A 25,605-nucleotide genomic window follows, 5' to 3' on the forward strand; every position below is an offset into this window, starting at 1 on the left:
CTTGGCGCTTGCAGGGCGCCTCGGCAGCTGTTTTTCATCAATAGGGCGGGCTTTGCAGCCCGGTGGGCAGCGTGCCGCTGGCAGTCAGTGCGAGCGGTCCACCACCATGTGGGCCAGGGCCTGCAACGCCTGCGTATCGCGCAGGCCGCTGCGGTCCAGGGCCGCCAGTGATTCTTGCAGCAATGCCGCCGCATGGCGGCGGGCGCCATCCAAACCCATCAGCGACACATAGGTAGGCTTGTCGTTGGCGGCGTCCTTGCCGGCGGTCTTGCCCAGGGTGGCGGAATCGGCCACCACATCCAGCACATCGTCCACCACCTGGAATGCCAGGCCCAGCGCTGCACCGTAGTCCTTCAGCGCCTGCAAGGTCGCAGCGCCCACCTGTCCGCAGGCCGCGCCCATCAGCACGCTGCTTTCCAGCAGGGCCCCGGTTTTCAGACGGTGCATCTGGCGCAGCTGGTCTTCGCTCAAAGGCAGGCCCACGCTGGCCAGGTCGATGGCCTGGCCGCCTGCCATACCCTGCGCTCCCGCCGCGGCCCCCAGCAGCCGGCACAGCCGGGCCTGCATGGCGTCGGGCACGGCCTCGCCATCGGGCGTCAGCAGCTCGAAGGCCAGCGCCTGCAGCGCATCGCCGGCCAGCAGCGCACGGGCTTCGCCAAACGCCACATGCACCGTGGGCTTGCCGCGGCGCAACACATCGTTGTCCATGCAGGGCATGTCGTCATGCACCAGCGAATAGGCATGGATCAGCTCCACGGCGCAGGCCGCGCGCAGCGCGGCCTCGGCATTGCCCTGCACCGCTTCGGAAGCGGCCAGTACCAGCAGCGGGCGCAGGCGCTTGCCGCCATCCAGCACGGCATAGCGCATGGCTTCACCCAGACCGGCAGGCGCACTCACCCCCACCCATGCGGAAAGCGCGGCCTCCGTGCGCTGCAACTGCACCTGGCTCCAGGCGTTCAGATCGAATGCCTGTGCCGTCACGTCCTCACTCATTGCTTCCATCACTCCTGGGCCCATTTCTTCAGAGTCTCGCCGTCCAATACCTTGATCTGCGCCTCCACCCCGTCGAGCTGTTCGCGGCAATACGCAAGCAGCACCGAGGCACGGCGGTAGCCCGTCAGCATGTCGTTCAGTGGCAGCTGGCCCGACTCCATGCGCACTGCCAGTTGCTCCAGCTCGGCAACGGCGGCTTCATAGCTGTCGGGCGTCTCAATCGGATCGGGTGCAGGAGAAGCCTTTTTGGGCATGGCAACGCTCGGGTGAAAGAAAACCATCGATTTTAGGCGCAGCACCTCCCTCCCGCCGTCGCCCACGTCCACAGATTCCCCGCGCTGGTGCAGCCTGCCGCTGCCAGGGCCGGTCCGGGCGGCCCAGCCGGGCTACAAAGCCCTTACAAAGCGCTTGGCATTAACCAGAAATGCCAATACACATACGGGGGGAACGGAAATAACCCCACCACCTATAATCCCATTCCCGTCGAACCGGCCCCACTGCCTGCGCAGCCAGGCGGACTCCAGCCTCCGGAAGCTTTTCCGGCCCAGGCGTTGTCCGCTTCCTGCCAGCCGCATGGCCGGTTTTTCTTTTCATCGCGTGCGCACGCGCACCCTCCCTGTGGGGAGTCTTTAGGTCAGGTCACCCATGTCTGATTTAAGTCTTCAACTGCAGCAGGCCGCCAGCCAACTACCAGTTTCCAGCTATTTCGATGAAGCGCTGTTCCAGCGCGAAATGGCAACCATCTTCCAGCGAGGACCACGCTATGTGGGCCACGCCATCTCTGTCCCCCATGTGGGCGACTACTACGCCCTGCCGCAGGAAAACGAAGGCCGCGCCCTGGTGCGCAATGCCAACGGCAAGGTCGAGCTGGTCTCCAACATCTGCCGCCACCGCCAGGCCATCATGCTCAAGGGCCGTGGCAACCTGCTGGAAGAAGGCAAGGGACACGCTGGCGGTAACATCGTCTGCCCGCTGCACCGCTGGACCTACAGCCCCGGCGGCGAACTGCTGGGCGCGCCCCATTTCAGCCACGATCCCTGCCTGAACCTGAACAACTACCCGCTCCAGGAATGGAACGGCCTGCTGTTCGAGGCCAATGGCCGCGACGTGCACGCCGACCTGGCGGGCATGCAGCTCAAGGAGCAGCTGAGCTTCGAGGGCTTTGTGCTCAGCCATGTGGAAATGCACACGTGCAACTACAACTGGAAGACCTTCATCGAAGTCTATCTGGAGGACTACCACGTCGGCCCCTTCCACCCCGGCCTGGGCAATTTCGTCACCTGTGACGATCTGACGTGGGAATTCGCCAAGGAATACTCGGTACAGACCGTGGGCGTGGCGCCTAGCTTCGGCAACCCCGGCTCGGACGTGTACAAGAAGTGGCATGAGGTGCTGCTGCAGTACCGCAACGGCCAGCTGCCCGAGCGCGGTGCCATCTGGCTGACCTACTACCCTCACATCATGGTGGAGTGGTATCCGCACGTGCTCACGGTCTCGACGCTGCACCCCATCAGCCCGACCCAGACCATGAACGTGGTCGAGTTCTACTACCCCGAGGAAATCGCCGCCTTCGAGCCGGAATTCGTCGAGGCGCAAAAAGCCGCCTACATGGAAACCGCCATCGAGGACGACGAAATTGGCGAACGCATGGACGCGGGCCGCCGTGCCCTGCTGGCGCGCGGCGACAACGAAGTGGGTCCCTACCAGAGCCCCATGGAAGACGGCATGCAGCATTTCCACGAGTGGTATCGATCCACGATGGGTGAGCACGTCCCGCGATCTTGAGTTTTTTGCTAGCATTCCCAAGCTGCCTGCGCTGAATTTGTCAGCGCAGGCAGCTTTTTTTCGTTCTGACTGGCGGACCCAATGCAAGTGCTGTGGATGGTGATGAGTACATTCCTCTTCTCGACGATGGGGGTGTGCATCAAATATGCGTCGGACAGCTTCAACACCGCCGAGATCGTCTTCTACCGCGGCCTGATGGGCATGGTCATCCTGTGGGCGCTATCGTCCTCGCAGGGTGTCAGCCTCAAGACCAAGCACCCGCTGATGCATGTCTGGCGCAGTGCCGTGGGTGTCACCTCCATGGGCTGCTGGTTCTACGCCCTCACCCAGATCCCGCTGGCCAGCGCCATGACGCTGAACTACATGAGCAGCCTGTGGATCGCCGTCATCATGCTGGCCGGCGCCGCCTGGACGCTGCGCCCCAGCTACCAGGGCCAGCGCCAGGCACTGAACATTCCGCTGGTCATCACCATCGCCATCGGCTTTGCCGGCGTGGTGCTGATGCTGCAACCCAGTTTCGCCAAGGACCAGACCGCTCCTGCGCTGATCGGCCTGTCTTCCGGTCTGCTTTCCGCCCTGGCCTATATGCAGCTGGGCGCCCTGGCCCGCATCGGCGAGCCGGAAAGCCGCACCGTCTTCTACTTCGGCCTGGGCTCCGCGCTGATGGGCCTGGGCGGCATGGTCTTCATGGGGGTGTCGGACTGGCCGGGCTGGCAGCAGGCCTTGTGGCTGCTGCCCATCGGCGTGCTGGCCGCCGGCGGCCAGATCACGCTGACCAAGGCCTACTCCAGCGCCAAGACCCGCAAGGGCACGCTGGTGGCCGCCAATCTGCAGTACTCGGGCATTGTGTTCGCCAGTCTCTACAGCATCTTCTTGTTCGGCGACCACCTGGGCACCACCGGCTGGACCGGCATGGTGCTGATCACCTTCTGCGGCATTGCCGCCTCCATCTTCCGCGCCCGCGGGGCCACACAGCCGGCCCCTGCTCCGGCTTCGGCGCCGGGCACCGACATGCCCTCCAGCAACCACTGAGACCCCAACCCGCCTTCCCCGCTGCACACCAGCGGATACAGCGCCGGGCCTGCAGGCTGTCGCACAATGCAGCATCGTCGTTTGCACTGTGCCACCGCCCATGACCTACACCCCCCTCATCACCACCGCCCAGCTCCAGGCCCTGCAGGCCCAAGGCCAGCCGCTGATGGTGTTTGATTGCAGCTTCGACCTGGCCCAGCCCGCCGCCGGCCGCCAGCAGTATCTGCAAGCCCATATCCCCGGCGCCGTTTTTGCGGACCTGGACCAGGCCCTCAGCGCCAAGCACGGACTGCCGGACCGCAACGGCAATGTGGCCGTGGAGCAAAGCGGCAAGCCCGCGTCCGGTGGCCGCCACCCCCTTCCCAGCCGCGAACGCTTTGCCACCTGGCTGTCCAGTGTGGGCTTTGCCAACGGCATGCAGGCCGTGGTGTACGACCGCAACGGCGCCAACTACTGCGGCCGCCTGTGGTGGATGCTGAAGTGGGCAGGCCACGATGCCGTGGCCGTGCTGGACGGCGGCCTCCAGCACTGGCAAGCCGCAGGCCTGCCCGTGGCCCAAGGGGAGGAGCCCAACCGCTTCCAGAGCAATTTCGAGCTGCACCCGCCGCTGCGCACGCTGAGCACGGCCGCCGACGTGCTGCGAGACCTGGGCCAGCCCGCCGTGCAAACCGTGATCGACGCCCGTGCCCCGGCCCGCTACCGCGGCGAAGTGGAACCGCTGGACCCGGTGGCCGGCCACATCCCCGGCGCACTGAACCGCCCGTTCACCACCAATATCGCAGCCGACGGCCGCTTCAAGCCCAAGGACCTGCTGCGCGCCGAGTTCGACGAACTGCTGCAAGGCCGCGACCCCGCCAGCGTGGTCCACCAGTGCGGCAGTGGCGTCAGCGCCCTGCCCAATCTGATTGCCATGGAAGTGGCCGGCTACGCCCCCACCCGGCTGTTTGCCGGCAGCTGGAGCGAATGGTGCTCCGACACCAGCCGCCCGGTGGAACGCGGCTGACACAACGCCCTGAAAGCCGCCACGGAACTGGCTCGGCAGCGAGGCCTGCATAGGCCCGTGACGCAGGGGCGCTGCGGATGTGGTGGAGCGGTGCGGGAGCGGCCTGGCCCGCCTTGCCATCACACGCGTCAGCCCATCTGGAGCGGCTCGCCCCGTGGAACCGGGGCGACGGGACAGGGCTTCGTGCGAGGAATCCAGGCGACAGGAGCGAGCGCCTGTCAGGTGCAAAGCCCATTACGATGGCTGGCTGATTGCGCATCAAGCCCGGATTCGGGCTTGCTCATAACCAAGGAGACCACCATGTTCAGCCACATCATGCTCGGCACCAACGACCTGGATGCCGCCAAGAAGTTCTACGACGCCCTGCTGGGCACACTGGGCGCCAAGCCCGGGGTACTGGACCGCCACCGCCTGTTCTGGCGCCATGCGGGCGGCACGTTCAGCATGTCCCAACCCATCAATGGCGAGCCCGCGACCATCGGCAATGGCAGCACCTTTGGCTTTGCCGCCGAATCCATTGAACAGGCCAATGCCGCCCATGCCGCCGGCATTGCAGCGGGGGGCGTGACCTGCGAAGACCCACCCGGCTGGCGCGGGGAAGGCAAAGGCGCCATGTACCTGGCCTATCTGCGCGATCCGGACGGCAACAAGGTCTGCCTGCTGCACCGTCCACCCAAGGCCTGACGCCGCCGCCCTGCCTGGCCTTGCGCACCACGGCCACCTGGGCCGTCAGATGCGTCCCTGCTCAGGGTGGTTGATGGCAAGATAGTGCTTGACCACCGGCGGTTCGCTGCCGCTGTGGTACTGCAGCACATCGGCCTGGACATCGGCATCGTGGTGCGTGACGCGCTGGTGCTGTCGCAGGTGCTCGGCCCAGGACTCGACCTGGAACCACTCGACCAGGGTGTTGTGCGCCGCGGCATCCTGCACCACGCCCCAGGCGTAGGCGCCATCGCGGCGGCGCTCGGCAGACAGCCGGGCCAGCGCCTTCAAGAAGGCGGCCTGCTGGGCATGCTCCACGTGGTAGGTGATCTGTATCATCACCGGCCCCCGGTCGTGGTCCACTTCGACCTCTGTCAGCGGCTCGGGCCAGTGGTTGGACGGAACAAGATCCGCCTCCCCTTGAGGCAGCTTGATGCGGTGCGCAACCAGGCCCATCACGACGAGTCCGGCCGCACCGGCCAGCAAGGTGTAGGGCACGCCGATGGCCTTGGCCGTAAAGCCCCAGGCCAGGCTGCCAAAAGTCATGGCACCGTTGAAGACCGTCAGATACACGGCCAGTGCGCGGCCACGCACCCAGTTGGGCAGGATGGCCTGTGCCACGCCGTTGAGCGTGGTCAGCGCCGTGATCCAGGCGGTGCCCAGCAACAGCAAGGCGACCGCTGCCGCCCATTGCGCAGGGCCGGTGGACAGGAACGCCATGACCGCCGCCGTGACACAGGCCGAGAGCAGCAGCAGGCCGTCGGACGAGAACTGGGCGCGCAGCTTGGGCAGCAGGAACGCACCGCCGATGGCGCCCACACCGACCGCCCCCAGCAAGATGCCGTAAAAGCCCGCGCCGCCGCCCAGCAGCTGGCGCGCCACCAGCGGCAGCAGGGCCCAGACCGAACTGGCGAGCGCGAAAAACAGGAATGCGCGCAGCAGCACGACATGCAGCTCGTGGCTGGCACGGGCATAGCGCAGGCCGGCGCGGAAGGCGCCCGCAAAGCGCTCGGTCAGATCGTCCTGCCCGGACTTGGGGCGCGGCCACCACAACAGAGCGGCCACCACGAACACATAGCTGATGACATCCACGCCATAGGCGACGGAAGCGCCCAGGCCCGCCAGCACCATGCCCCCCAGCGCAGGGCCCACGGCGCGCGAGATATTGATGCCCAGCGAGTTCAGTGCGACCGCCGATTTCAGGTCTTTCTTCCCCACCAGCTCCGGCACGATGGCCTGCCAGGTCGGCCCCATCAGCGCCGCGCCAATACCGCCCAGAAACGTGAACGCCACCAGCGAGAACACGGTCTGCATGCCCAGCGCGGACAAGGTCATCAGCGCAATGCTGACGCTGGCCAGCAGCAGCTGGATGCAGATCAGAAACTTGCGGCGGTCCAGAATGTCAGACAGCACACCGGCCGGAATCGCCAGCAGAAACGCCGGGGCCGACGCGGCCGCCTGCACCAGTGCCACGGCCGTAGGCGATGGCGACAGGTCGGTCATGATCCACGAGCTGGCCACATCGCGCACAAAGCTGCCGGTGTTGCCAATGACGGTGGCCACCCACAGCACGGCAAACAGCTTTTGCCGCAACGGTGCAAAGCTGCTGTCACTGGCCGCAGGCGGAGTGGGGCTGGGAGGAATGGAAGCGTTCATGGTTGCGTGTGCAGAGGCAGCCCGGTGGGCGGCACCATGCCGCCCGCCAGACCCGAATGTGGATAAAAGGAAGGGAGTGCACCAAGGCGCTTCGCTCCTGCCGCGGCTGCGCCATCGGGCCGCAGCACCCGGCCTGCCCTGCGCGTAGGCCCGGGCCCGGGCGTGGAGCGTGCCTGAACCGCCGATACCGGCACCGATGGCGAATCCAAGTACCGCCCGCCCTCCGCAGGCCCCGCCCTATGGGCAGCGGGGGCGGCACAACAGGTTCCCGAATTGTTCATCGCCCCTCCCGGCCCGGCGGGCCATGCAGAAAACCGAAGCCGACACCGGCCAGCGCCGGCACGGCACATCTGGTCAAAGCCAGCAGGAACACCCCAGCGCCCCGAAGAAGCTCTTGGGGTCGGAGGTGGGTACGTCCGATGCCCAGGAATTCGCGTGCTGATGCCCGTGCATGCCGCAGCTGGTGTCGCAGCCACAGGCGGCGGCCATCTGGCGGTAGCGCGCGGGGTTCAGTGAGTTCTGGCCCGCACCCTCCGGGTCGCCCCAGGCCGCAAACCCGCCATAGCGGCGCACCGGCGACCAGTCGGGCATGGCCGGGGGAACCGGGTTGTCATCGTGTTGTTGGAAGTTGCCCGCGCCATACACTACACGCCCGCCCACCACCGTCATGTCGGACACCAGGAAGGAAATCTCGTCCTCAGCCACCTGGAAGTAATCCTTGTCCGGCACGATCAGGTCCGCAAAATGGCCCACCTGGATGCGGCCGCGCTGGTCCACCTCGTTGCTGAACCAGGCCACGTTCTCGGTCCACATGCGCAGGGCGGTTTCGCGATCGAGCAGATTGCGCTGGGGGTACATCGGGGTGCCACCCACCGTCTTTCCGGTGACCATCCACGACAGCGACACCCAGGGGTTGTAGGAAGCCACCCGCGTCGCGTCGGTCCCGGCGGACACCTTGACGCCTTTTTCCAGAATCTTCTTGATGGGCGGCGTGGCTTCGGCGGCCCGGGCGCCGTAGCGCTCGATGAAGTATTCGCCCTGGTAGGCCATGCGGTGCTGCACGGCAACGCCACCGCCCAGCGCCGCAATGCGGTCTATGGACCGGTCCGAAATGGTTTCGGCATGGTCGAAGAACCAGTTCAGGCCATTGATCGGCGACTCCTGGTGCACCTTCTCGAACACGTCGAGCGCACGGCTGATGGTCTCGTCATAGGTGGCATGCAGGCGCCACGGCCAGCGGTTCTGCACCAGGATGCGCACCACCTCTTCCAGCTCACCTTCCATATTTGGCGGCATGTCGGGCCGGGGCTGGCGGAAATCTTCAAAATCCGCGGCCGAATACACCAGCATTTCGCCCGCACCGTTGTGGCGGAAGTAGTCGTTGCCCTGCTTGTAGCGAACGCTCTGCGTCCACTGCAAAAAGTCCTCTTTCTCTTTCTTGGGCTTCTGCGTGAACAGGTTGTAGGCCAGGCGCACGGTGATCAGACCGTCCTTGTCGAGCTGTTCGATGACGCGGTAATCGTCGGGGTAGTTCTGCGAGCCCCCTCCGGCATCGATCACCCCCGTCACACCCAGGCGGTTCAGCTCGCGCATGAAGTGGCGCGTGGAGTTGAGCTGGTAGTCGAACGGCAGCTTGGGCCCCAGCGCCAGCGTGCTGTAGAGGATGGTGGCATTGGGTTTGGCCAGCAGCAGACCCAGGGGGTTGCCGTTGGCGTCGCGCACGATTTCGCCGCCCGGCGGCTCGGGCGTGTCCCGGGTGTAGCCCACGGCACGCAATGCGGCGGCGTTCAGCAGCGCGCGGTCATACAGGTGCAGCAGAAACACCGGCGTGTCGGGGGCCACCGCATTGATTTCCGCCAGCGTAGGCAAACGTTTTTCTGCAAACTGGTGCTCGGTGAAACCGCCGACCACCCGCACCCATTGCGGCGCGGGCGTGTTGGCGACCTGGGCCTTGAGCATGGCCATGGCATCGGCCAGCGAACGCACGCCGTCCCAGCGCAGCTCCAGGTTGTAGTTCAGGCCGCCACGGATCACATGCGTGTGGTTGTCGCAAAGCCCGGGCAGCACGCTGCGTTGCTGCAGGTCGATCTTGCGCGTGCCGCTGCCTGCCAGGGCCAGCACTTCGGCATCCGTGCCCACCGCGGTGAACTTGCCATCCTTGACGGCCACGGCCTGGGCCACGGGCTGGCCCTTGTTCAGCGTGGTGATCCGCCCGCTGTGAAAGATGACGTCGGGGGGGCTGTGGGACATGGCGGGTCCTTGCGAAGAATGGGGGAGCGAACGACAACCCAGCATACCGCCTGCCGCCAGGCCTGCTGCGGAGGTGATGACTGTGCGGCGCGTGGGCATGAAAGGGAATGGATCAGGAATCTGGGTGGGCGTCGTGCGGCGGAGCAGTGGCCGTCGGTCGGCTTTTACCGGGCAGCTGCCCCAGGACATGGTCATCGGCCTGGCATGCGGAGCATGCCGTACCGAACGCCGTGCCCGCCAGCAGTTGCTTGCCTATGGGCACGATCTGCTCGCCCAGCAAAATCCCCAGCAGACCGACCAGGGCCACCAAGGGCGGTGCAGGCGAGCGGACCTGAAGCAGGCTGTAGACCACGCCGACCAGCAGACCTGCTGCCAGCGAGAGCACATAGAGTTTCATGGAGGGGCCTCCCTGCACCCAGCCCGGGCCGGTGCGGATGGGAATCGGTGTCCTGCCCCCTGGAGGGTGCAGGGAGCAGGCGGAGATGGTGGTAGCGCAGCAACCGCTGCGGGCTCAGGACTGTGCGGGGTTGGGGCCGATGGTGCCGCCATGCTGCACGCGCTCCGGCGCCTTGTGCACCATGGTGTAGCAATAATCCACACCCATGCCGTACGCCCCGGAGTGTTCGCGCACGATGTCCATCACGGCGTTGTAGGTGTCACGCTTGGCCCAGTCACGCTGCCACTCCAGCAGCACCTGCTGCCAGGTCACCGGCACCACACCCGCTTGCACCATGCGCTGCATGGCGTAGTTGTGTGCATCCAGCGACGTGCCGCCCGACGCATCGGCCACCATGTAGATCTCGTAGCCCGCATCGTGCATGGCCGACAGCGCAAAGGTGTTGTTGCAGACCTCGGTCCACAGGCCCGAGACAATGATTTTCTTGTGCCCCTTGGCGACATTGGCGGCCAGTGCATCGCGCACATTCTGGTCGTCCCAGGAATTCATGGAGCTGCGCTCGAGCAGCGGGTGGTCGGGGAACACGCTCAGCAGTTCCGGGTAGGTGTGGCCGGAGAAGCTTTCCGTCTCCACTGTGGTGAGGGTCACGGGAATATGGAACACCTTGGCCGCCTTGGCTAGGCCCACCACATTGTTCTTCAGCGTCTGGCGGTCGATGGACTGCACACCAAATGCCATTTGCGGCTGCTGATCGATGAAGATGAGCTGGCTGTTTTGCGGGGTCAGAACTTCCAGGTAATTGCGATGGGACATGGCAAGGCCTTCCAGGTTGAGGAAATCAGGGTTGAAGGAAAAAAGAGCGGTGAAAGCGCAGGCGCCAGGGCTGCGGCTAGGGCAGCGGGGCGGCGTCAACCAGCACGACTTCAGTGTCTTCGCTGGCAGTGATCCGGATGCGGGTTTCGCCATGGATGGCCGCGCCATCCTGCTGGCGCAAGTCCACGCCGTTGACGGAGGCAGCCCCCGTGGCCAGTACCAGATAGCCATAGCGGTCGGCATGGGCAAAGTGGTATTCCACGCTGTCCCCGGCCTGGATGGTGGCGCCCAGCACACGCGCATCGGTGCGCAGTGGCAGCACATCGTGGTCGCCCGCCATGCCGCTGGCCAGCGTGACAAATGCCCCCGCACGGTCGCCCTTGGGGAAGGCCTGGCTACCCCAGCTCGGTTTCTCGCCCCGGCGGTCGGGAATGATCCAGATCTGGAAGATGCGGGTGACACCCGGCTCCAGGTTGTACTCGGCATGGGTGATGCCGCTGCCGGCACTCATGACCTGCACATCCCCCGCCGGCGTGCGGCCTTTGTTGCCCAGGTTGTCTTCGTGCGTGATGGCACCTTGGCGCACATAGGTGATGATTTCCATGTCCCCGTGCGAATGCGGGGGAAAGCCGCTGCCAGGCTGGATGGCATCGTCATTCCAGACCCGCAGACTGCCCCAGTGCATGCGCTTGGGGTCGTGGTAGTCGGCAAACGAGAAATGGTGCTTGGCATCCAACCAGCCATGGTTGGCCCCGCCCAGGCTGTCCAACGATCGACGCTCAATCATGTGTCATCCTTTGCTGACGCGATGGTGGAGCAAAGTCTAGTTGCCCGGCATATGCAGTGAGATGACAGCTATCGAATATCTGGCTTTCACTTTTCGATACCCTATCCAGAGGCCTGCAGTCTTACAGTGCGTCGGCCTACAGCGACTTACCACCCCATGAAAAAACTGCCGGATCTGGAAGCCTGGGCCATCTTTGCCAAGGTGGCTGAAACGGGTTCATTCGCGCGCACGGCGCAAGAGCTGTCGCTGTCGCAGGCCACGGTGTCCAAAGCCATCTCCCGGCTGGAGAGCCGCCTCAAGACCATGCTGCTGCACCGCACCTCGCGGCGTGTGGCGCTGACCGATGCCGGCCAAGCCGCACTGGAGCGCGCCACCCGCATCCTGCAGGAAGGTGAATCGGTGGAAAGCGAAGTCATGGACCATGCCACCAGCCTGCGCGGGCAGGTGCGTGTGGCAGCCCCCATGACGTTCGGCATCTCGCGGCTGGCCCCTCTGCTGCCGGGCTTCATGCTGCAGCATCCGGACGTGGATCTGCAGGTCCAGTTCAGCGATGCCCAGGTGGACCTGATTGCCGAACGCTTTGACCTGGCACTGCGCATTGCCAACCTGGAAGATTCCAGCCTGCTGGCCCGCCGGCTGTGCCGGGTGCGGCTGCTGCTGGTCGGTGCGCCGGCGTACTTTCAGCGCCATGGCCACCCCCGGCATCCCAGCGACCTGCGGCAACACCGCGCCCTGCATTACGGCCACACGCCCCATGGTGCGCCCTGGCACTTCCGCCATGCGCAGCAGGGCGAATTCACCCAGGTCGTGCATGCCCAGTTGCACGCCAACAATGCCGAGGCGCTTACCCCCGCCCTGCTGGCAGGCATGGGACTGGCACTGCAACCGGCATTCCTGGTCTGGCCGCTGCTGCAGTCAGGCCAGTTGCAGGTGGCGATGGAAGACTGGCAGGCCGACCCGATCGCGCTGCACATCCTCACGCCACCGGGACGCATCCGCCCAGCGCGGGTGCAGGCGTTCATCGACTATGTCGCAACCTGCCTGCCGAACGAGCCCTGGGCGGAGCGGCAATAGGCCACAGCCCTTGCGGTGGCAGGAACGCACAGCCGGACGGCGTCCGGACCGGGCGGCGACCTGCCCGGGTTTTCAGGCTTTTTCAATTTTCAACGCGGCTTCGTCCAGGATCGCTGCGATGGCCGCCACCTGGGCGTCGGTCAACGGCGCCGCTGGCACGCCGGGCTGGCCGTGGGTCTTCAGGCGCAGCGCCGTCTTGAAGTTTTCCATGGCACGCACCAGGCCGGCCGGGCGCTGGCGGGCTTCGCGGTCCTTGCCGTGGGCCAGACGGGCCAGCAGCTGCTGCAGCGCGCCATCTTGCTCCTGCAGCGCGGCCTGGCCTTCGGGCGTGACGGCGTAGCGCTTGCGGCCGCCTTCCACTTCGGTGGCGGTCGCATGGCCCATGTCGACCAGATAGCTCAGGGTGGGGTAGATGGTGCCGGGGCTGGGCTGGTAGTCGCCACCGACCAGCTCGCCAATGGCGCGGATCACGTCATAGCCGTGGCTGGGTTGCTGGGCGATCAGGTGCAGGGCGATGAGCTTGAGACCGCCGGCCTCGAACATGCGCTCGCGGCGGTGGCGTTCCGCGCCCGGGCCATGCTGCGGGCCGCCATGGCCATGTTCGCGGCCGTGTCCTCGGCCGCCTTCGCCGCCGTCATGGTGCATGCCGCGCGGGCTGTGGAAAGCGTGGTGGGGATGGTGGTGGTGATGGGGATGCATGGTGAATTCCTTGATTAAGATGCATCTAAGATATATCTTTAAACCATGGATTTCAAGGCCCTTCGCACCACAGGCAACGCAATTCACACCACTTTACGCCGCCCCCCTCGGCCCTCTTCCGAAGCCGGCACCAAGCAGGACTGCCGCTCTTTTGGTCTGTTCTTGTTGGCGGGACCAGCGCAGGCTGCTATCGAAATCAGGGCATCAGACGTGAAAAAGCCCGCAGCGGCGAACCGGTGCGGGCTTTCAGTATTGGACGATGACTCTTACGCGATCACCGTTTTACGGCAGAACGTCTCTGCAGCTGTCACTTGTATTTTTCTCGTCGGGTGCCCGACGTGCTGGCGTGAGATCAGCATTGTTTGCGCAAACAACGGAGCGAATTATAACCATGTTGCATATTTCATGCAAGTCATACCTGATTTTCTGTCTATGCTGGCGCTCCGCTGCTGCGCGCCAGCGTCTCAGGCCTCGGCCTTGAAACCCGTGCTGCGCACCACGGGGCCCCATTTGTCGAGGTCCCCTTTGAGCAACTGGGCAAATTCGGCCTGGGTGCTGGTGGTCACGCCAAACGCCATTTCGGCCAGGGCCTTCTGCACGGCCGGCTGGGCAAAGGCGCGGTTGGCGGCATCGTGCAGGCGGGCCGCCACCTCGGGCTTGGTGCCCTTGGGGGCCAGCAGACCGATCCACTCCTGGCTGGTCAGCTCCTTCATGCCCAGTTCGGTAAATGTCGGCACCTTGGGCAACTGGGCAATGCGCTGCGGGCTGGAGACCGCCAGCACGCGCAGCTTGGGGCTGGCGGCATGGGGCACGGCCTCGCTGACCACATTGAAGCTGGATGTCAGCTGGCCGCCCATGACGTCCTGCAGCGCCAACGAACCGCCCTTGTACGGCACATGCAGATAGTCCACGCCTGCGCTGGCGGCAAACATGGCGCCCAGAAAGTGCGGCGTGGTACCGGCGCCGGGCGATCCGTAGCTGGCCTGCTGCGGGTGGGCCTTGAGCCACTGGCCAAATTCCTTGAGCGTGGTGACCGAAGCTGGCACCCCGGGGCCGATGTTCACGCTGTAGGGCACGGCGCAGAGGTTGGCCACCGGCACCAGGTCGCGCAGCGGCTGGTAGCTGAGCCTGTCGTAGACATGGGGGTAGATGGTGAGGATGGAGCCGGGTGTGACCAGCAGGGTCAGGCCATCGGCCTTGGCGTTCCTGGCCACATCCACCGCAATGCGCCCGCCGGCACCAGGACGGTTGTCCACCACCACGGTGGCGCCCAGTTCGGTCTGCAGATTCTGCGCCAGCTGGCGGGCCACAAAATCGGCCGCACCACCGGCGGCAAAGCCCACCACCAGACGCACCACATTGGACTGTGCCCAGGCCGTGGGTGCCAGCTGCAAGGCGGCTGGCAATGCAGCAGCGGCCAGGAATTGGCGACGAGAAAACATATTGAATATCCCTTGAAGTTTTGAATGGCGAGGCCTTGCAGGGAATATTCAAATTATTCAGATTTCAATAAATCAAATAGCACCCAGTGCAGACAGGTGGCTGATTTTGCTGAACAAATTACCTGCTTCATTCTCCATCACAGAAAATGCGCATAGGTATTTATCAGATTGAATAAATAATGCTTTTATGGTAGTCTATATAATCGTGCAGACTGTTTTTCAAATATGCACAAAACCTGCGCGCAAGCGGTTCTTTGCGACAGAACCCTGCGGCCTGCGCAGGCCAACCTGACCTGCTCCCCTGCCCCATTTCCGGGCAAACCCGTGCATCCCGGTCGGCCGCCCGTCTGCCCCATCCCGGGGCTGTGCATGCCTTCCGCCCTCGTCCCGGCAGCGTGCACCGGCAGTGCCGTGCGCAATACCGCAGCGCCCCACGCATGGAGACGGCCTGGGCCATACTCGGCCGCCACAGCGCATGGGCGCTTCAGCAAAGGAGACTGCGTGCAATCAGCAAGCGGCGAGTGGTTTGACGAGGCGTACTACCAGCGCTTTTACTTTGACAAGAAAACCAGCGTGATCGATCCCGAGCACGCGCGGCGGCTGGGGACGTTTGTCTGCTCGTACTTGGCGTATCTACGCGTCCCCGTGCACCGCGTGCTGGATGTGGGCTGCGGCATCGGCCTGTGGCGGGATGCGGTGCAGCAGCATTTCCCTGGCGCCAGCTACCAGGGCGTGGAGTTCAGCCGCTATCTGTGCGAACGCTATGGCTGGGCCCAGGGCTCGGTGGTGGACTGGCAGCCGGCCGACGGCCAGCCATTTGATCTGGTGATCTGCCAGGGCGTGCTGCCCTATCTGAACCCAGCCGACCTCAAGAAGGCCCTGGCCAATCTAGGTCGTCTCACCCGCGGGGGCCTGTACATCGAGGCCGTGGCGCGCGAAGACTATGAGCGCGACATCATCGACGAAGAGCTGACCGACCCCCGCCTGTACCGCCACCGCGCCGAACTGTACCGCCGTGGCCTGCAGCCTTTTTGCAAGGAACTGGGCGGCGGCGTGTGGCTGAGCCGTCAGGCCGAACTGCCGCTGTTCGAGCTGGAATGCCTGGGCGGCTGAACGCTACATTCCTTTCTTTCCCAGGCATGCACGCCCCCCCCCGCGGTGGTGGCCTCTGCACTGCCCCATGCCCATGCGCGCCGGTACGGCCCGCTTTGCGCGGACAATCGCGAGCGTGCCGTTTTCCTCTGATCAGTCCTCTTGCATGGCGCCCCCGCACGCCAGTCCCTCCGCCACCACGCCGCCGCTGGTGGCCCCCCATGCGGTCGCCCGCCTGCGCGACGCCCGACTGGCGCGCAGCACCCGACCGTTTCTGGCCCGGGGCGGCCCCAAGGGCGAACGCTGCGAGGGCTGCCGCCTGCGGCCCAGCCACTGCATCTGTGCGCTGCGCCCCGATCTGCCCACGCATGCCGGCTTTTGTCTGCTGATGCACGACGCCGAGCCGCTCAAGCCCAGCAACACCGGTTGGCTGATCGCCGATGTGGTGCAGTCCACCTGGGCCTTTGGCTGGGCGCGCACCGCCATCGATCCGGCCCTGGAGGCCCTGCTGGCCGACCCGCAGTGGCAGCCCTATGTGGTCTTCCCCAGCGAATATGTGCAACCGCCCGAACGCGCCGTGCAGGCACTGCCCCCCGCTCCATCGGCTCCGGTTTCCGGCCACACCGGCGAAGCCGCCAGTGCGGCTGCAGCCAGAAGGCCGCTGTTCATCCTGCTGGACGCCACCTGGCCCGAAGCGCGCAAGATGTTCCGCAAAAGCCCCTATCTGGATCGCTTTCCGGTGCTGGGGCTGCAGCCCGAGCAGATCAGCCGCTACCGCCTGCGCCGCTCCCAACGCGACGACCATTTCTGCACCAGCGAAGTGGCGGCCCTGTGCCTGGAGCTGAGCGGCCACCCGTACGACCAGCGCGCCGGCCAGGCACTGGAGGCGTATCTGGAGGTCTACACCCACCACTACCTGCAGGCCAAACACCAGTTGCCGGCCGATCTGCACAGCCCGGCGCACCGGCAACTGCAGCAGTCCGTGGCACGGCAGCCCGGCTGAAGAGCCACGGCTGCCTGGGCATCCGCGGGCCGCGCACGCCGCTGCGGCGCCTGCCATCCATAGATGTGTGATTTCCCGGCAGCGTCGGCAGGCACACCCGAAGCGACGGCGCTGCCGTGGGCATAAGCATTCCACTGCAAGGCATGAAGCATCTGGAAGAATAAGCGCCCTCCCCCCAACTTCCTTTGAGAGGCGCTGCCGCGGTAGCACCTCCTTTTTTTGCCATGCGTTCTGTGTTTGCCGGGTCTGTCGCCCTGCTGGCCCTGTCGGCCAGTGCCTTGTCTGTCCATGCCGCCCCGTCGGCCACCCTGCAGAAATGGCGCGACGGCGGCACCGTGGTGGTGGGCGTGCGCGAAAGCGCCTCTCCCATGGTCTATACGCTGGACGCCAACGAAACCTTCACCGGCTACCACCTGGAGCTGTGCCAGAAGGTGATCCATGCCATCGCGCCCAAGGCCCGGCTGAAGTACATGGTGCTGACGGCCCAGAACACCATGCCGTTGATCGACAACGGCACGGCCGACTTCAACTGCGCCAGCATGACCAATACCCTGCGCCGCCAGGAGCAGGTGGCCTTCGGTCTGACCACCTATGTGAGCGAGGTCCGCATGGCCGTGCCGGCCCATTCGCCCATCACCAGCTTTCAGCAGTTGAATGGCAAGAAAGTGGTTGCCACCACCGGCACCACGGCCGTGCAGATTCTGCGCAAGTACGCCGATGCCCACAGCATCCAGTTCGACACCCGCATGGGCAAGGACCATTTTGAAAGCATGCTGCAACTCGAAGCCGGCCGCGTCGATGCCTTTGTGCTGGACGACAACCTGCTGGCGGGCGTGATCGCCCAGTCCAAGAACCCCCAGGGCTGGAAGATTGTGGGCGAGGTGATTGGCGCCGAGCCGATTGCCATCCAGTTCACCCGGCGCGACCCGGAAGTAAAAAAAGCCGTGGATGCCGCCTTGCGCCAGATGATGAAGAACGGTGAGATCCACCAGCTCTACGCCAAATGGTTCACCCAGCCGATCCCGCCCAAGAACGTGAACCTGAACCTTCCCATGGGCGAGACACTCAAGCGCATGCTGGCCCAACCCGACGACACGCCGCTGGAACAGCTGCAGCTGCCGCTGGCACACTGACAGTGCGCTTGTTCCTGGGTTCGATGGCACGAACCTTTGGAACGACAAGTCCATGCCTGCGCCAACGCCGGACGCAGGCCATACCCCAGGGTGCCGACGCAGGGCCCGGGTCTGGGACCCAAGCAGGGCCCAGGCGGCCGAGCGATCTCTTGCGGCACAGCCACTTGCAAGCACATCTTGCGAGAATGTCTCGTTTGTCACATTGCGTACAGTCCAGCGACATTGCCCGGGAGCTGCCGCTAGAATGCGCCCACCCCTGCGGGCTGTGCCGGATACCGGACAGCGGAACTTCAGGGCTGCGCATGCACTCAGTCTGCATGCCGTGAAAGCCTCCTGGCGCGCTCCGCCCAGGCCCCGCTTTCGCTGAGGGATGTCCATCCGCTGCCGCTGCGCGGGAAGACGAACAGGTCCAGATTGTCTGCCCCTGGGTACGGAACAGGCTGCACCAGCCCCCCAAACCTTGTTTGAGGCGCCGCGTCCCTGGCGCCACGCTGCAGTCCATGGCACGCATTGCGCAGGATTGCACTTTGTCTGTTTGCACACCGGGCCCGGAGCCCGATCCGAGGAGGTGCCGCGTTTTGCCCCAGAACCCCTTGAAGCTGGCCTACAACCCCGCACTGGATGGACTGCGTGCGGTCGCCATCCTGCTAGTCATCCTGTCCCACGCCCATGCGCCCATGTTTGACGGCGCATTCTTTGGCGTGGACCTGTTCTTCGTGCTCAGCGGCTATCTGATCACCTCGCTGCTGCTCAAGGAAATACAGGCCACGGGCCGCATCGACTTCTGGGAGTTCTACCGCCGGCGCTTTTACCGTCTGATGCCCCCGCTGGCCGTATTTCTGGCCGCCTACGCGCTGCTGGCCCCCCTGGTCTGGCCCGATCTGGAGGATGTGTACAGCGATGCCCTGGTGTCTCTGCTGTACCTGGCCGACTACGGCATTGCCTTCTTCGACAGCCCGGACACGCTGCTGCACATGTGGTCGCTGTCGGTGGAAGAACATTTCTATCTGGTCTGGCCCATCGCCCTGCTGTGGCTGGCCCGCCGCAGCAGCCCGGGCACGCTGTGGCGTGCGATTGCGGCCCTGTTCGTGCTGGGCTGGGCCTGGCGCGTGCTGTGGGTGCTGCTGGGTCAGGAGTTCTATGCGGTGTTCTTCCGCTTTGACACCCGCACCACCGGTCTGCTGCTGGGCAGCTTGCTGGCGGCCCTGGTGCTGGACCGCCACCCGCTGCTGGATCGCCTGCAGCAGCACTTGCCGCGCCTGATGTGGATTCCGCTGGCCGTGCCGCTGCTGATGGCCATGGAATGGGGCGATATGGGCCCCATGGTATGGGGACTGACGGTGGTGGAAATGGCCGCTCTGGTGGTGCTGGTGGCCGTGCTGCCCGGCCAGGGACTGGTCTATGAGATGCTGTCCGCGCCCTGGCTGGTCTACATCGGCAAGCTGTCCTACGGCATCTACCTGTGGCACTACCCGGTGGTGCGCTGGCTGCGTGCGGAATTCGCCTGGCCGGTCACCGTGCTGCTGGGTTTTGTCATCTCCACGGCCCTGGCCGCCCTGTCGTTCTACACCATCGAGCGCTGGGCACTGCGCCGCCGCGATGCCGTACCCCAAGGTCACCCACAGACGGCTGCCGACGCGGGCAAGGTGGAGGCTGCCAACATGGAAACCGCTCCACGCGGCCGCTGACCGCGCCCCTTCACCGGCCAGGAACCGGGAAGCAGATAACACAAAGGCAGTCTTTCTTGCGAAAGCTGCCTTTTTTCATGGGGCGTTGACCCGTTTGCGCCAGCCCTGGGGCAGATGCGGCCTCCCACACAGGAGGGAGACTGGCCTCCAGCCCTGGCTACCGGGCAAGGGCAGCGCCGCAGCAAGGCCGTGTCCCCTGCCCACCTGTGCACCGCGGTGCACACGCGGACACCAGACACGCAGCGCCAGCGCTACAGGCGCTGCACCACCTCACGCAGGTGCAGTGCCGTTGGCACAGCCCTTGAGCATGGTGTAGAGCCTTTCCTTGATCAGCAGCTTTTCCTTTTTGAGCTTTTCAATCTGGGTGTGCAGACTGGGCGTACGCCGGTCTTCCAGGTTCTTGATCTCGTGGTCCAGCGCATTGTGCTGTTCGAAGAGGCGGCTGAAATGGCGGTCGTTGGCGCGCATGTCCGCAATCTGTTCGCGAAACTCAGGAAACATCATCACTCCTTTGCTTGGGTCGGCGAGAGGGGGGTGGTGTGCAGGCCCGGGTGCATTCCAAGGACAGACTGACCTGGGCTGCCGTTTCATCTTACCCAGCAATCGCCGCCCCGGCAGCCCATTCCCGAGGTGCGGCCGGGGTGGTTGATACAACACAAAACACTTTCAAATCATCCACTTGCACCGACTGCAGGTGACCCAACCGCTATCCGTGTGCACGCCCGTCCCAGGAGCACACCCTGGGCGGAATTCCCCGCAGTACACCACCAGCCAGATGCCGCAGGCGTGGCACCACGCGCCAGGCAGCGCAGCGCGGGCATGCACCCGACTGCGGTACCACGTCCTTGCGAGGGCTTGTGAGAACGGGCGATGCCGGGCCGTGCTTAGAAGCCCGCGCCGGGCTGGGCCAGGTAGACCTTTTCCTCGGCCGTGCTCGCCCGTCCCAGAATGGGATTGCGGTGGGGGAAACGGCCAAAGCGTTCAATGACGTCGCGGTGGCGGTGGGCGTAATCGGCGGTGACGGCAAAGAAATCGCGCGTGGCGGGCCCCGCCTCCTGCGCCAGCTGCTCAAAGGCCACCACGCTGTGCTGCTGCATGGCCAGGTCCTCGGCATGCTCCAGCGGCAGGTAGAAAAAGATGCGCGCCACCGGTGGAATGCGGTCGTCGGTGTCATGGCCCTGGGCAATGCCCTCCAGCGCCAGCTGCAATGCCAATGGGTCGCCGGCAAAGCTCTTGGGCGTGCCACGGTGGGCGTTGCGCATGAACTGGTCCAGCACAATGATCACCGCCAGCCGCCCCAGCGGGGTGGCGGCATCGCCGTTCAGGCGGCCGCTCAGGGCTTCCTGCATAACGGCGCCAAAGCGGTGGCGGATTTCCTCGTCCACAGCTTCATCCTTGCTGAACCACAGCTGCTTGCGCGCCAGTGCCGTGGCGTCGGTGGGCTGCTCGGCGCCCAGCCAGTACTCCAGCACCTGTGCCAGCCGGGGGTCCAGCGGCGGGTTGCCCGCATGCAGGGTAAAAGCCATGTCCATATCCTTTCTTCGGTATCGGTGAGCATGCCGCCGGTCTGTGCGGCCGCACACCATGGTAGTACGTCCGCAATAGCGCCACGGCATGCCGCACTACCGCACTGCACCAACGGTCTGGCCCGGATCGGCACCCCGCCCATTGCACAATGGGCACCATGCAAGCCGCTCTCCCCATCCCGACCAGCTGGCTCCACGACGCCATTGCCCGCATCGAGGCCGACTACCAGCGCAGTGCCGACACCCACCTGATTCCGCTGAACCTGCCCGGCTTTGCCCGCTGCGGCATCGACCTGTATCTGAAGGACGAATCCACCCACCCCACCGGCAGCCTCAAACACCGGCTGGCGCGCTCGCTGTTTCTGTATGCGCTGTGCAATGGCTGGATACGCGAGGGCGCGACGATTGTGGAAGCTTCCAGCGGCTCCACCGCCGTCAGCGAGGCCTACTTTGCCCGGCTGCTGGATCTGCCGTTTGTGGCGGTCATGCCGCGCAGCACCTCGGCCGAGAAGGTGGCGCAGATCGAATTCCACGGCGGGCGCTGCCATTTCGTGGACAGCGCGGCCGAGGTCTATGACGCAGCCCGCACCATCGCGCACGACACCGGCGGCCACTACATGGACCAGTTCACCTATGCCGAGCGGGCCACCGACTGGCGCGGCAACAACAATATCGCGCAAAGCATGTTCAGCCAGATGCAGCGCGAACGCCACCCGGTGCCGCGCTGGATTGTGGTGGGCGCCGGCACCGGCGGCACCAGCGCCACCATCGGCCGCTGGGTGCGCTACCAGAGCCTTTCCACCCAGGTCTGTGTGGCCGACCCCGAAGGCAGCGTGTTTGCCGCCTACCACCGCACCGGGGATGCCACGCTCACCGCCTGCGGATCGCGCATCGAAGGCATCGGCCGCCCGCGTGTGGAGCCCAGCTTCATTCCCTCGCTGGTGGACCGCATGGAAGAAGTGGACAACCTGGCATCCATCGCCGCCATGCAGCTGCTGGGCCAGCTGCTGGGGCGGCGCGTGGGCCCGTCCACCGGCACCAACCTGGTGGCCATGCTGCGCCTGGCCTGCGAAATGCGCGACCGCGGTGAACAGGGCTCCATCCTGTCCCTGCTGTGCGATGCCGGCGAACGCTATCTGTGCACCTACCACGATGCGCAGTGGGTGCAGCAGCAACTGGGCGATGTGGCCCCGGCACTGGCCCGGTTGCAGCAGTTGCTGGACCGCCAGGGCCAGGTGCAGCGCTGGGTATGACCGTGCTCCCCCCTCTTGCGCCGACCGCGCCGTCCCTGCCCCGCCGCCATGCACTGCGCACCTTGGGTGCACTGGGGTTGCTGGGAGGCACCGGCACGCTGCTGCCCCTGTCCAGCGCCTGGGCCCTGCCACCCAGGACACTGGCTTTTCCGCGCGACTTTGGCAGCCACCCCGATCTGGGCACCGAATGGTGGTACATCACCGGCCATGTGCAGGCCGCCGGGCGGCCCTGGGGTTTTCAGCTGACGTTCTTCCGCAGTAGGGTGGACGCGGCACAGGGCCTGCGTTCCGCCTTTGCCGCCCAGCAGTTGCTGTTCGCCCATGTGGCGCTGTGTGATGTGCAGGGTCAGGTGCTGCTGCACGACCAGCGCATGGCGCGCGCCGGCTTTGGCCTGGCCGAGGCGGCGCTGGACGACACGTCCGTGCACATCCAGGACTGGCGCCTGGCCCGCCAGCCTGTCCCCGGCCAGAGCGCCGCACAGGCCAGCCGCTACAGCGCCAAGCTGCAGGCCGCCGACTTTGCGCTGGAGCTGGAGCTGGCCACCACCCAGCCGGTGCTGCTGCAGGGCCGGGGCGGCCTGTCCCGCAAAGGCCCGCTGCCGGAGCAGGCCAGCTACTACTACAGCCAGCCCCAACTGGCCGTGGGCGGCCACATCACCGTGCGGGGCCAGAAGCTGGCCATCGACCCCGTGCCCGCCAACGCCACCACGGCACTGCACAACCGTGCCTGGCTGGACCACGAGTGCAGCACGGCGCTGATGCACCCCGAGGCCGAAGGCTGGGACTGGATCGGCATGAACCTGGCCGACGGCAGCGCCCTCACCGCCTTTCATCTGCGCCGGCGCGATGGCTCGGCCCTGTGGGGCGGCGGCTCGCTGCGTGCACCCGGTGCCAGCCCGCAGGTGTTTGCCGACCAGGAGGTGCAGTTCACCCCGCTGGCCTGGTGGACCAGCCCGGCCAGCCAGGCCCGCTACCCCGTGCGCTGGCGCGTGGACACGCCCGGCCACCGCTATGTGGTGCGCGCCCAGGTGGCCGCCCAGGAACTGGACAGCCGCGCCACCACCGGCGCCGTGTACTGGGAGGGGCTGAGCGATCTGCTGCAGCTGCCCGCCGGGAGCGATGCGCTGGACGACCAACTGCCGCTGGTGGGCCGGGGCTACCTGGAAATGACGGGCTATGCCAACCGGCTGAAGATGTAAGGGCCTGGGCCGGTTGTCCGCTCAACGTAGACGGTAGCCGCCCTCCCCCCGCCTTCGCGGCCCCCAGGGAGCTGGAACACTTCCCCCCAAAAAACAAACGCCACGCACCCAGGTGCGTGGCGTGGTCCGTGCAAGACCCCCAGGGCCTTTCAACAGGGTCTCAGCCCCTCACGCTGTTCCGTTCTTGCGGCGGGTGAGCCAGGCAATGATTTCACCCATGATGCCGCGGCGGAAGGCCAGCACGCAGATCACAAAAATCAGGCCGGTGACGATGGTCACCGACTCGCCCAGCGTCGAGAACCACTCCACGCCGGTGAGCTTGGCCAGGAAGCTGCCGAAGTCGCCGATCTTGTTTTCCAGCGCCACCACCACGGCCGAGCCGACGATAGGGCCGGACAGCGTGCCCAGGCCGCCCATCAGCGTCATCAGAATCACGTGGCCGGAGGTCGTCCAGTGCGCGTCCGACAAGGTGGCAAAACCCAGCACCACGGTCTTGAGCGCGCCGGCGAGGCCGGTCAGCGCGGCCGACAGCACAAAGGCCAGCAGCTTGAAGCGGTGCACGTCATAGCCCAACGAGATGGCGCGCGGCTCGTTCTCCTTGATGGCCTTGAGCACCTGGCCGAACGGCGAATGCACGGTGCGCACGATCAGCAGGAAGGCCAGCGTCACGATCACCAGGGCCACGTAGTACATGGTCAGGTCGCTGGACAGGTCGATCATGCCAAACAGCTTGCCGCGCGGCACGCCTTGCAGGCCGTCCTCCCCACCCGTGAACTTGGCTTGCAGGAAGACGAAGAACAGCATCTGCGCCAGCGCCAGCGTGATCATGGAGAAATAGATGCCCTGGCGGCGGATGGCCAGCCAGCCGGCCACCAGACCGATGAAGGCCCCAGCCAGCGTGCCCAGGATCAGGCCCAGCTCGGGCGTGAACGCCCAGGCCTTGATGGAATAGCCGGCCACGTACGCCGCACCACCCAGAAAGGCCGCGTGGCCGAAGGACAGCAGGCCGGTGTAGCCCAGCAGCAGGTTGAAGGCCGAGGCGAACAGTGCGAAGCACATCAGCTTCATCACGAACACCGGGTAGGCCCCGAAGAAGGGGGCCACGATCAGGCCCAGCAGCAGCAGGCCGTAGCCGGTAAAAGCGAGTTTCTTGGAGTTCATGTGGCTGGCCCCTGCTTACTTTTCTTTGCCGAACAGGCCGGCGGGGCGGATCAGGAGAACGATGACCATGATGAAGAACACCACGGTGGACGAAGCTTCGGGCCAGAAGACCTTGGTCAGGCCTTCGATCACGCCCAGGCCCAGACCGGTGAGGATGGAGCCCATGATGGAGCCCATGCCGCCAATCACCACCACGGCGAACACCACGATGATGAGGTTCTGCCCCATCAGCGGCGTGACCTGGTAGACCGGTGCGGCCAGCACGCCGGCAAAGGCGGCCAGGCCCACGCCGAAGGCGTAGGTCAGCGTGATCATCACCGGCACGTTGACGCCGAAGGCTTCCACCAGGCGCGGGTTTTCGGTGCCGGCGCGCAGGTAGGCGCCGATGCGTGTCTTTTCAATCACATACCAGGTGGCAACGCACACCACCAGCGAGGCCACCACCACCCAGGCGCGGTAGTTGGGCAGCATCATGAAGCCCAGGTCGGTGGCGCCGGTCAGGGCTTCGGGGGTGTCGTAACCCAGGCCCGAGACGCCGTAGACGGAGCGGAACACGCCTTCGATCAGCAGCGACAGCCCCAGCGTCAGCAGCAGGCCGTAGAGGTGGTCGAGCTTGTAGATCCAGCGCAGCAGGAACCGCTCGATGAACACACCGAACAGCCCGACGATGAACGGGGCCGCAATCAGCATGACCCAGTAGTTGATCTCGAAATAGTTCATGGCCATCCAGGTGACCATCGCCCCGAGCATGAACAACGCGCCGTGCGCAAAGTTGATCACGTTGAGCAGACCGAAGATCACGGCCAGGCCCAAGCTCAGGATCGCGTAAAACGAGCCGTTGACGAGCCCCAGCAACAGCTGGCTCATCAGGCCCGGCAATGACACACCGAAGATTTCCATGGGAAACGACACAAAAG

24 protein-coding genes are annotated in these 25,605 nt (G+C 65.4%); 11 read left to right on the top strand and 13 right to left on the bottom strand.

Going from position 1 to position 25,605, the window contains the following annotated elements:
* Nucleotides 1-84: 84 nt before the first annotated feature.
* Together KW830_RS07360 and xseB are read right to left on the bottom strand one after the other, a co-directional pair.
* Nucleotides 85-1,002 carry a polyprenyl synthetase family protein gene (locus KW830_RS07360; protein WP_218332702.1) on the bottom strand — a complete coding sequence of 306 codons (918 nt, stop codon included), beginning with the start codon at nucleotides 1,000-1,002 and terminating at the stop codon, nucleotides 85-87.
* A complete protein-coding gene (gene xseB / locus KW830_RS07365) occupies nucleotides 1,002-1,247 on the bottom strand; it encodes an exodeoxyribonuclease VII small subunit (RefSeq protein WP_192334338.1) in 246 nt (81 codons plus the stop codon). Before xseB ends, KW830_RS07360 begins: the two co-directional genes overlap by 1 nt.
* A 391-nt stretch (nucleotides 1,248-1,638) precedes the next feature.
* Between xseB and KW830_RS07370 the strand changes: the two genes are divergently transcribed.
* The 4 genes from KW830_RS07370 (at nucleotide 1,639) to KW830_RS07385 (ending at nucleotide 5,497) form a co-directional block, all read left to right on the top strand.
* Entirely contained in the window at nucleotides 1,639-2,778 is a 1,140-nt protein-coding gene (locus KW830_RS07370) for an aromatic ring-hydroxylating dioxygenase subunit alpha (protein ID WP_066539260.1), read from the top strand.
* 81 nt (nucleotides 2,779-2,859) lie between these two features.
* Complete coding sequence (locus KW830_RS07375) at nucleotides 2,860-3,810, top strand: DMT family transporter (RefSeq protein WP_218332703.1); 951 nt, start codon at nucleotides 2,860-2,862, stop codon at nucleotides 3,808-3,810.
* Nucleotides 3,811-3,910: 100 nt separating this feature from the next.
* Complete coding sequence (locus KW830_RS07380; RefSeq protein ID WP_218332704.1) at nucleotides 3,911-4,813, top strand: sulfurtransferase; 903 nt, start codon at nucleotides 3,911-3,913, stop codon at nucleotides 4,811-4,813.
* 300 nt (nucleotides 4,814-5,113) lie between these two features.
* On the top strand, nucleotides 5,114-5,497 hold the full coding sequence (locus tag KW830_RS07385; protein ID WP_066539527.1) for a VOC family protein: 384 nt from the start codon (nucleotides 5,114-5,116) through the stop codon (nucleotides 5,495-5,497).
* Between the two features lie 45 nt (nucleotides 5,498-5,542).
* On the opposite strand, the gene KW830_RS07390 is transcribed toward KW830_RS07385, so the two are convergent.
* The 5 genes from KW830_RS07390 to KW830_RS07410 form a co-directional block, all read right to left on the bottom strand.
* Complete coding sequence (locus KW830_RS07390; RefSeq protein ID WP_218332705.1) at nucleotides 5,543-7,171, bottom strand: MFS transporter; 1,629 nt, start codon at nucleotides 7,169-7,171, stop codon at nucleotides 5,543-5,545.
* A gap of 354 nt (nucleotides 7,172-7,525) precedes the next feature.
* Nucleotides 7,526-9,421, bottom strand: coding sequence for an amidohydrolase (locus tag KW830_RS07395; protein WP_218332706.1), 1,896 nt, complete (start codon nucleotides 9,419-9,421; stop codon nucleotides 7,526-7,528).
* Between the two features lie 112 nt (nucleotides 9,422-9,533).
* Nucleotides 9,534-9,818: a XapX domain-containing protein gene (locus tag KW830_RS07400; RefSeq protein ID WP_218332707.1), complete on the bottom strand. Its 285-nt coding sequence runs from the start codon at nucleotides 9,816-9,818 to the stop codon at nucleotides 9,534-9,536.
* 114 nt (nucleotides 9,819-9,932) lie between these two features.
* Nucleotides 9,933-10,631: a hydrolase gene (locus KW830_RS07405; RefSeq protein WP_066539270.1), complete on the bottom strand. Its 699-nt coding sequence runs from the start codon at nucleotides 10,629-10,631 to the stop codon at nucleotides 9,933-9,935.
* A gap of 76 nt (nucleotides 10,632-10,707) precedes the next feature.
* Complete coding sequence (locus KW830_RS07410) at nucleotides 10,708-11,418, bottom strand: pirin family protein (RefSeq protein ID WP_218332708.1); 711 nt, start codon at nucleotides 11,416-11,418, stop codon at nucleotides 10,708-10,710.
* Nucleotides 11,419-11,574: 156 nt separating this feature from the next.
* Between KW830_RS07410 and KW830_RS07415 the strand changes: the two genes are divergently transcribed.
* Nucleotides 11,575-12,492 (top strand): LysR family transcriptional regulator, encoded by a 918-nt coding sequence (locus KW830_RS07415; protein ID WP_218332709.1) that lies wholly within the window; start codon nucleotides 11,575-11,577, stop codon nucleotides 12,490-12,492.
* A 72-nt stretch (nucleotides 12,493-12,564) separates the two neighbouring features.
* Here KW830_RS07415 and KW830_RS07420 read toward each other — a convergent pair whose 3' ends face one another.
* A complete protein-coding gene (locus KW830_RS07420) occupies nucleotides 12,565-13,191 on the bottom strand; it encodes a PadR family transcriptional regulator (protein ID WP_218332710.1) in 627 nt (208 codons plus the stop codon).
* A 464-nt stretch (nucleotides 13,192-13,655) separates the two neighbouring features.
* Complete coding sequence (locus tag KW830_RS07425) at nucleotides 13,656-14,633, bottom strand: tripartite tricarboxylate transporter substrate binding protein (RefSeq protein ID WP_218332711.1); 978 nt, start codon at nucleotides 14,631-14,633, stop codon at nucleotides 13,656-13,658.
* 501 nt (nucleotides 14,634-15,134) lie between these two features.
* Here KW830_RS07425 and KW830_RS07430 point away from each other — a divergent pair.
* The 4 genes from KW830_RS07430 (at nucleotide 15,135) to KW830_RS07445 (ending at nucleotide 19,549) form a co-directional block, all read left to right on the top strand.
* Nucleotides 15,135-15,746 (top strand): class I SAM-dependent methyltransferase, encoded by a 612-nt coding sequence (locus tag KW830_RS07430; protein ID WP_066539280.1) that lies wholly within the window; start codon nucleotides 15,135-15,137, stop codon nucleotides 15,744-15,746.
* A gap of 145 nt (nucleotides 15,747-15,891) precedes the next feature.
* Complete coding sequence (locus KW830_RS07435) at nucleotides 15,892-16,728, top strand: tRNA-uridine aminocarboxypropyltransferase (protein WP_218332712.1); 837 nt, start codon at nucleotides 15,892-15,894, stop codon at nucleotides 16,726-16,728.
* A 224-nt stretch (nucleotides 16,729-16,952) separates the two neighbouring features.
* Nucleotides 16,953-17,861 (top strand): transporter substrate-binding domain-containing protein, encoded by a 909-nt coding sequence (locus KW830_RS07440; RefSeq protein ID WP_066539283.1) that lies wholly within the window; start codon nucleotides 16,953-16,955, stop codon nucleotides 17,859-17,861.
* Nucleotides 17,862-18,439: 578 nt separating this feature from the next.
* The gene (locus tag KW830_RS07445) at nucleotides 18,440-19,549 is read left to right on the top strand and encodes an acyltransferase (RefSeq protein ID WP_066539284.1); all 1,110 of its coding nucleotides are present in this window, start codon (nucleotides 18,440-18,442) and stop codon (nucleotides 19,547-19,549) included.
* A gap of 270 nt (nucleotides 19,550-19,819) precedes the next feature.
* Here the strand turns inward: KW830_RS07445 and KW830_RS07450 are convergent, their stop codons facing one another.
* Together KW830_RS07450 and KW830_RS07455 are read right to left on the bottom strand one after the other, a co-directional pair.
* Nucleotides 19,820-20,050, bottom strand: a complete 231-nt coding sequence (locus KW830_RS07450) for a YdcH family protein (protein ID WP_066539529.1) — start codon at nucleotides 20,048-20,050, stop codon at nucleotides 19,820-19,822.
* Between the two features lie 383 nt (nucleotides 20,051-20,433).
* Nucleotides 20,434-21,075: a DUF924 family protein gene (locus KW830_RS07455; RefSeq protein WP_218332713.1), complete on the bottom strand. Its 642-nt coding sequence runs from the start codon at nucleotides 21,073-21,075 to the stop codon at nucleotides 20,434-20,436.
* Between the two features lie 158 nt (nucleotides 21,076-21,233).
* Between KW830_RS07455 and KW830_RS07460 the strand changes: the two genes are divergently transcribed.
* Together KW830_RS07460 and KW830_RS07465 are read left to right on the top strand one after the other, a co-directional pair.
* Complete coding sequence (locus KW830_RS07460) at nucleotides 21,234-22,328, top strand: PLP-dependent cysteine synthase family protein (RefSeq protein WP_218332714.1); 1,095 nt, start codon at nucleotides 21,234-21,236, stop codon at nucleotides 22,326-22,328.
* Nucleotides 22,325-23,527 (top strand): carotenoid 1,2-hydratase, encoded by a 1,203-nt coding sequence (locus tag KW830_RS07465; RefSeq protein ID WP_218332715.1) that lies wholly within the window; start codon nucleotides 22,325-22,327, stop codon nucleotides 23,525-23,527. Before KW830_RS07460 ends, KW830_RS07465 begins: the two co-directional genes overlap by 4 nt.
* Before the next feature lie 168 nt (nucleotides 23,528-23,695).
* Here the strand turns inward: KW830_RS07465 and KW830_RS07470 are convergent, their stop codons facing one another.
* Complete coding sequence (locus tag KW830_RS07470) at nucleotides 23,696-24,688, bottom strand: branched-chain amino acid ABC transporter permease (RefSeq protein WP_218332716.1); 993 nt, start codon at nucleotides 24,686-24,688, stop codon at nucleotides 23,696-23,698.
* A gap of 15 nt (nucleotides 24,689-24,703) precedes the next feature.
* Nucleotides 24,704-25,588 carry a branched-chain amino acid ABC transporter permease gene (locus KW830_RS07475; protein WP_066539293.1) on the bottom strand — a complete coding sequence of 295 codons (885 nt, stop codon included), beginning with the start codon at nucleotides 25,586-25,588 and terminating at the stop codon, nucleotides 24,704-24,706.
* Between the last annotated feature and the right edge of the window lie 17 nt (nucleotides 25,589-25,605).

The sequence above is a fragment of the Comamonas sp. CMM03 genome (assembly GCF_019218715.1).
GTDB lineage: Bacteria > Pseudomonadota > Gammaproteobacteria > Burkholderiales > Burkholderiaceae_C > Comamonas > Comamonas terrigena.

Coding starts and splice junctions, on each gene's coding strand:
- KW830_RS07425 (WP_218332711.1), bottom strand. CDS start 14,633: ATGTTTTCTCGTCGCCAATTCCTGGCCGCTGCTGCATTGCCAGCCGCC.
- KW830_RS07450 (WP_066539529.1), bottom strand. CDS start 20,050: ATGTTTCCTGAGTTTCGCGAACAGATTGCGGACATGCGCGCCAACGAC.
- KW830_RS07420 (WP_218332710.1), bottom strand. CDS start 13,191: ATGCATCCCCATCACCACCACCATCCCCACCACGCTTTCCACAGCCCG.
- KW830_RS07385 (WP_066539527.1), top strand. CDS start 5,114: ATGTTCAGCCACATCATGCTCGGCACCAACGACCTGGATGCCGCCAAG.
- KW830_RS07360 (WP_218332702.1), bottom strand. CDS start 1,002: ATGGAAGCAATGAGTGAGGACGTGACGGCACAGGCATTCGATCTGAAC.
- KW830_RS07475 (WP_066539293.1), bottom strand. CDS start 25,588: ATGGAAATCTTCGGTGTGTCATTGCCGGGCCTGATGAGCCAGCTGTTG.
- KW830_RS07440 (WP_066539283.1), top strand. CDS start 16,953: ATGCGTTCTGTGTTTGCCGGGTCTGTCGCCCTGCTGGCCCTGTCGGCC.
- KW830_RS07380 (WP_218332704.1), top strand. CDS start 3,911: ATGACCTACACCCCCCTCATCACCACCGCCCAGCTCCAGGCCCTGCAG.
- KW830_RS07400 (WP_218332707.1), bottom strand. CDS start 9,818: ATGAAACTCTATGTGCTCTCGCTGGCAGCAGGTCTGCTGGTCGGCGTG.
- KW830_RS07470 (WP_218332716.1), bottom strand. CDS start 24,688: ATGAACTCCAAGAAACTCGCTTTTACCGGCTACGGCCTGCTGCTGCTG.
- KW830_RS07415 (WP_218332709.1), top strand. CDS start 11,575: ATGAAAAAACTGCCGGATCTGGAAGCCTGGGCCATCTTTGCCAAGGTG.
- KW830_RS07455 (WP_218332713.1), bottom strand. CDS start 21,075: ATGGCTTTTACCCTGCATGCGGGCAACCCGCCGCTGGACCCCCGGCTG.
- KW830_RS07370 (WP_066539260.1), top strand. CDS start 1,639: ATGTCTGATTTAAGTCTTCAACTGCAGCAGGCCGCCAGCCAACTACCA.
- KW830_RS07465 (WP_218332715.1), top strand. CDS start 22,325: ATGACCGTGCTCCCCCCTCTTGCGCCGACCGCGCCGTCCCTGCCCCGC.
- KW830_RS07395 (WP_218332706.1), bottom strand. CDS start 9,421: ATGTCCCACAGCCCCCCCGACGTCATCTTTCACAGCGGGCGGATCACC.
- KW830_RS07375 (WP_218332703.1), top strand. CDS start 2,860: ATGCAAGTGCTGTGGATGGTGATGAGTACATTCCTCTTCTCGACGATG.
- KW830_RS07405 (WP_066539270.1), bottom strand. CDS start 10,631: ATGTCCCATCGCAATTACCTGGAAGTTCTGACCCCGCAAAACAGCCAG.
- xseB (WP_192334338.1), bottom strand. CDS start 1,247: ATGCCCAAAAAGGCTTCTCCTGCACCCGATCCGATTGAGACGCCCGAC.
- KW830_RS07460 (WP_218332714.1), top strand. CDS start 21,234: ATGCAAGCCGCTCTCCCCATCCCGACCAGCTGGCTCCACGACGCCATT.
- KW830_RS07410 (WP_218332708.1), bottom strand. CDS start 11,418: ATGATTGAGCGTCGATCGTTGGACAGCCTGGGCGGGGCCAACCATGGC.
- KW830_RS07435 (WP_218332712.1), top strand. CDS start 15,892: ATGGCGCCCCCGCACGCCAGTCCCTCCGCCACCACGCCGCCGCTGGTG.
- KW830_RS07390 (WP_218332705.1), bottom strand. CDS start 7,171: ATGAACGCTTCCATTCCTCCCAGCCCCACTCCGCCTGCGGCCAGTGAC.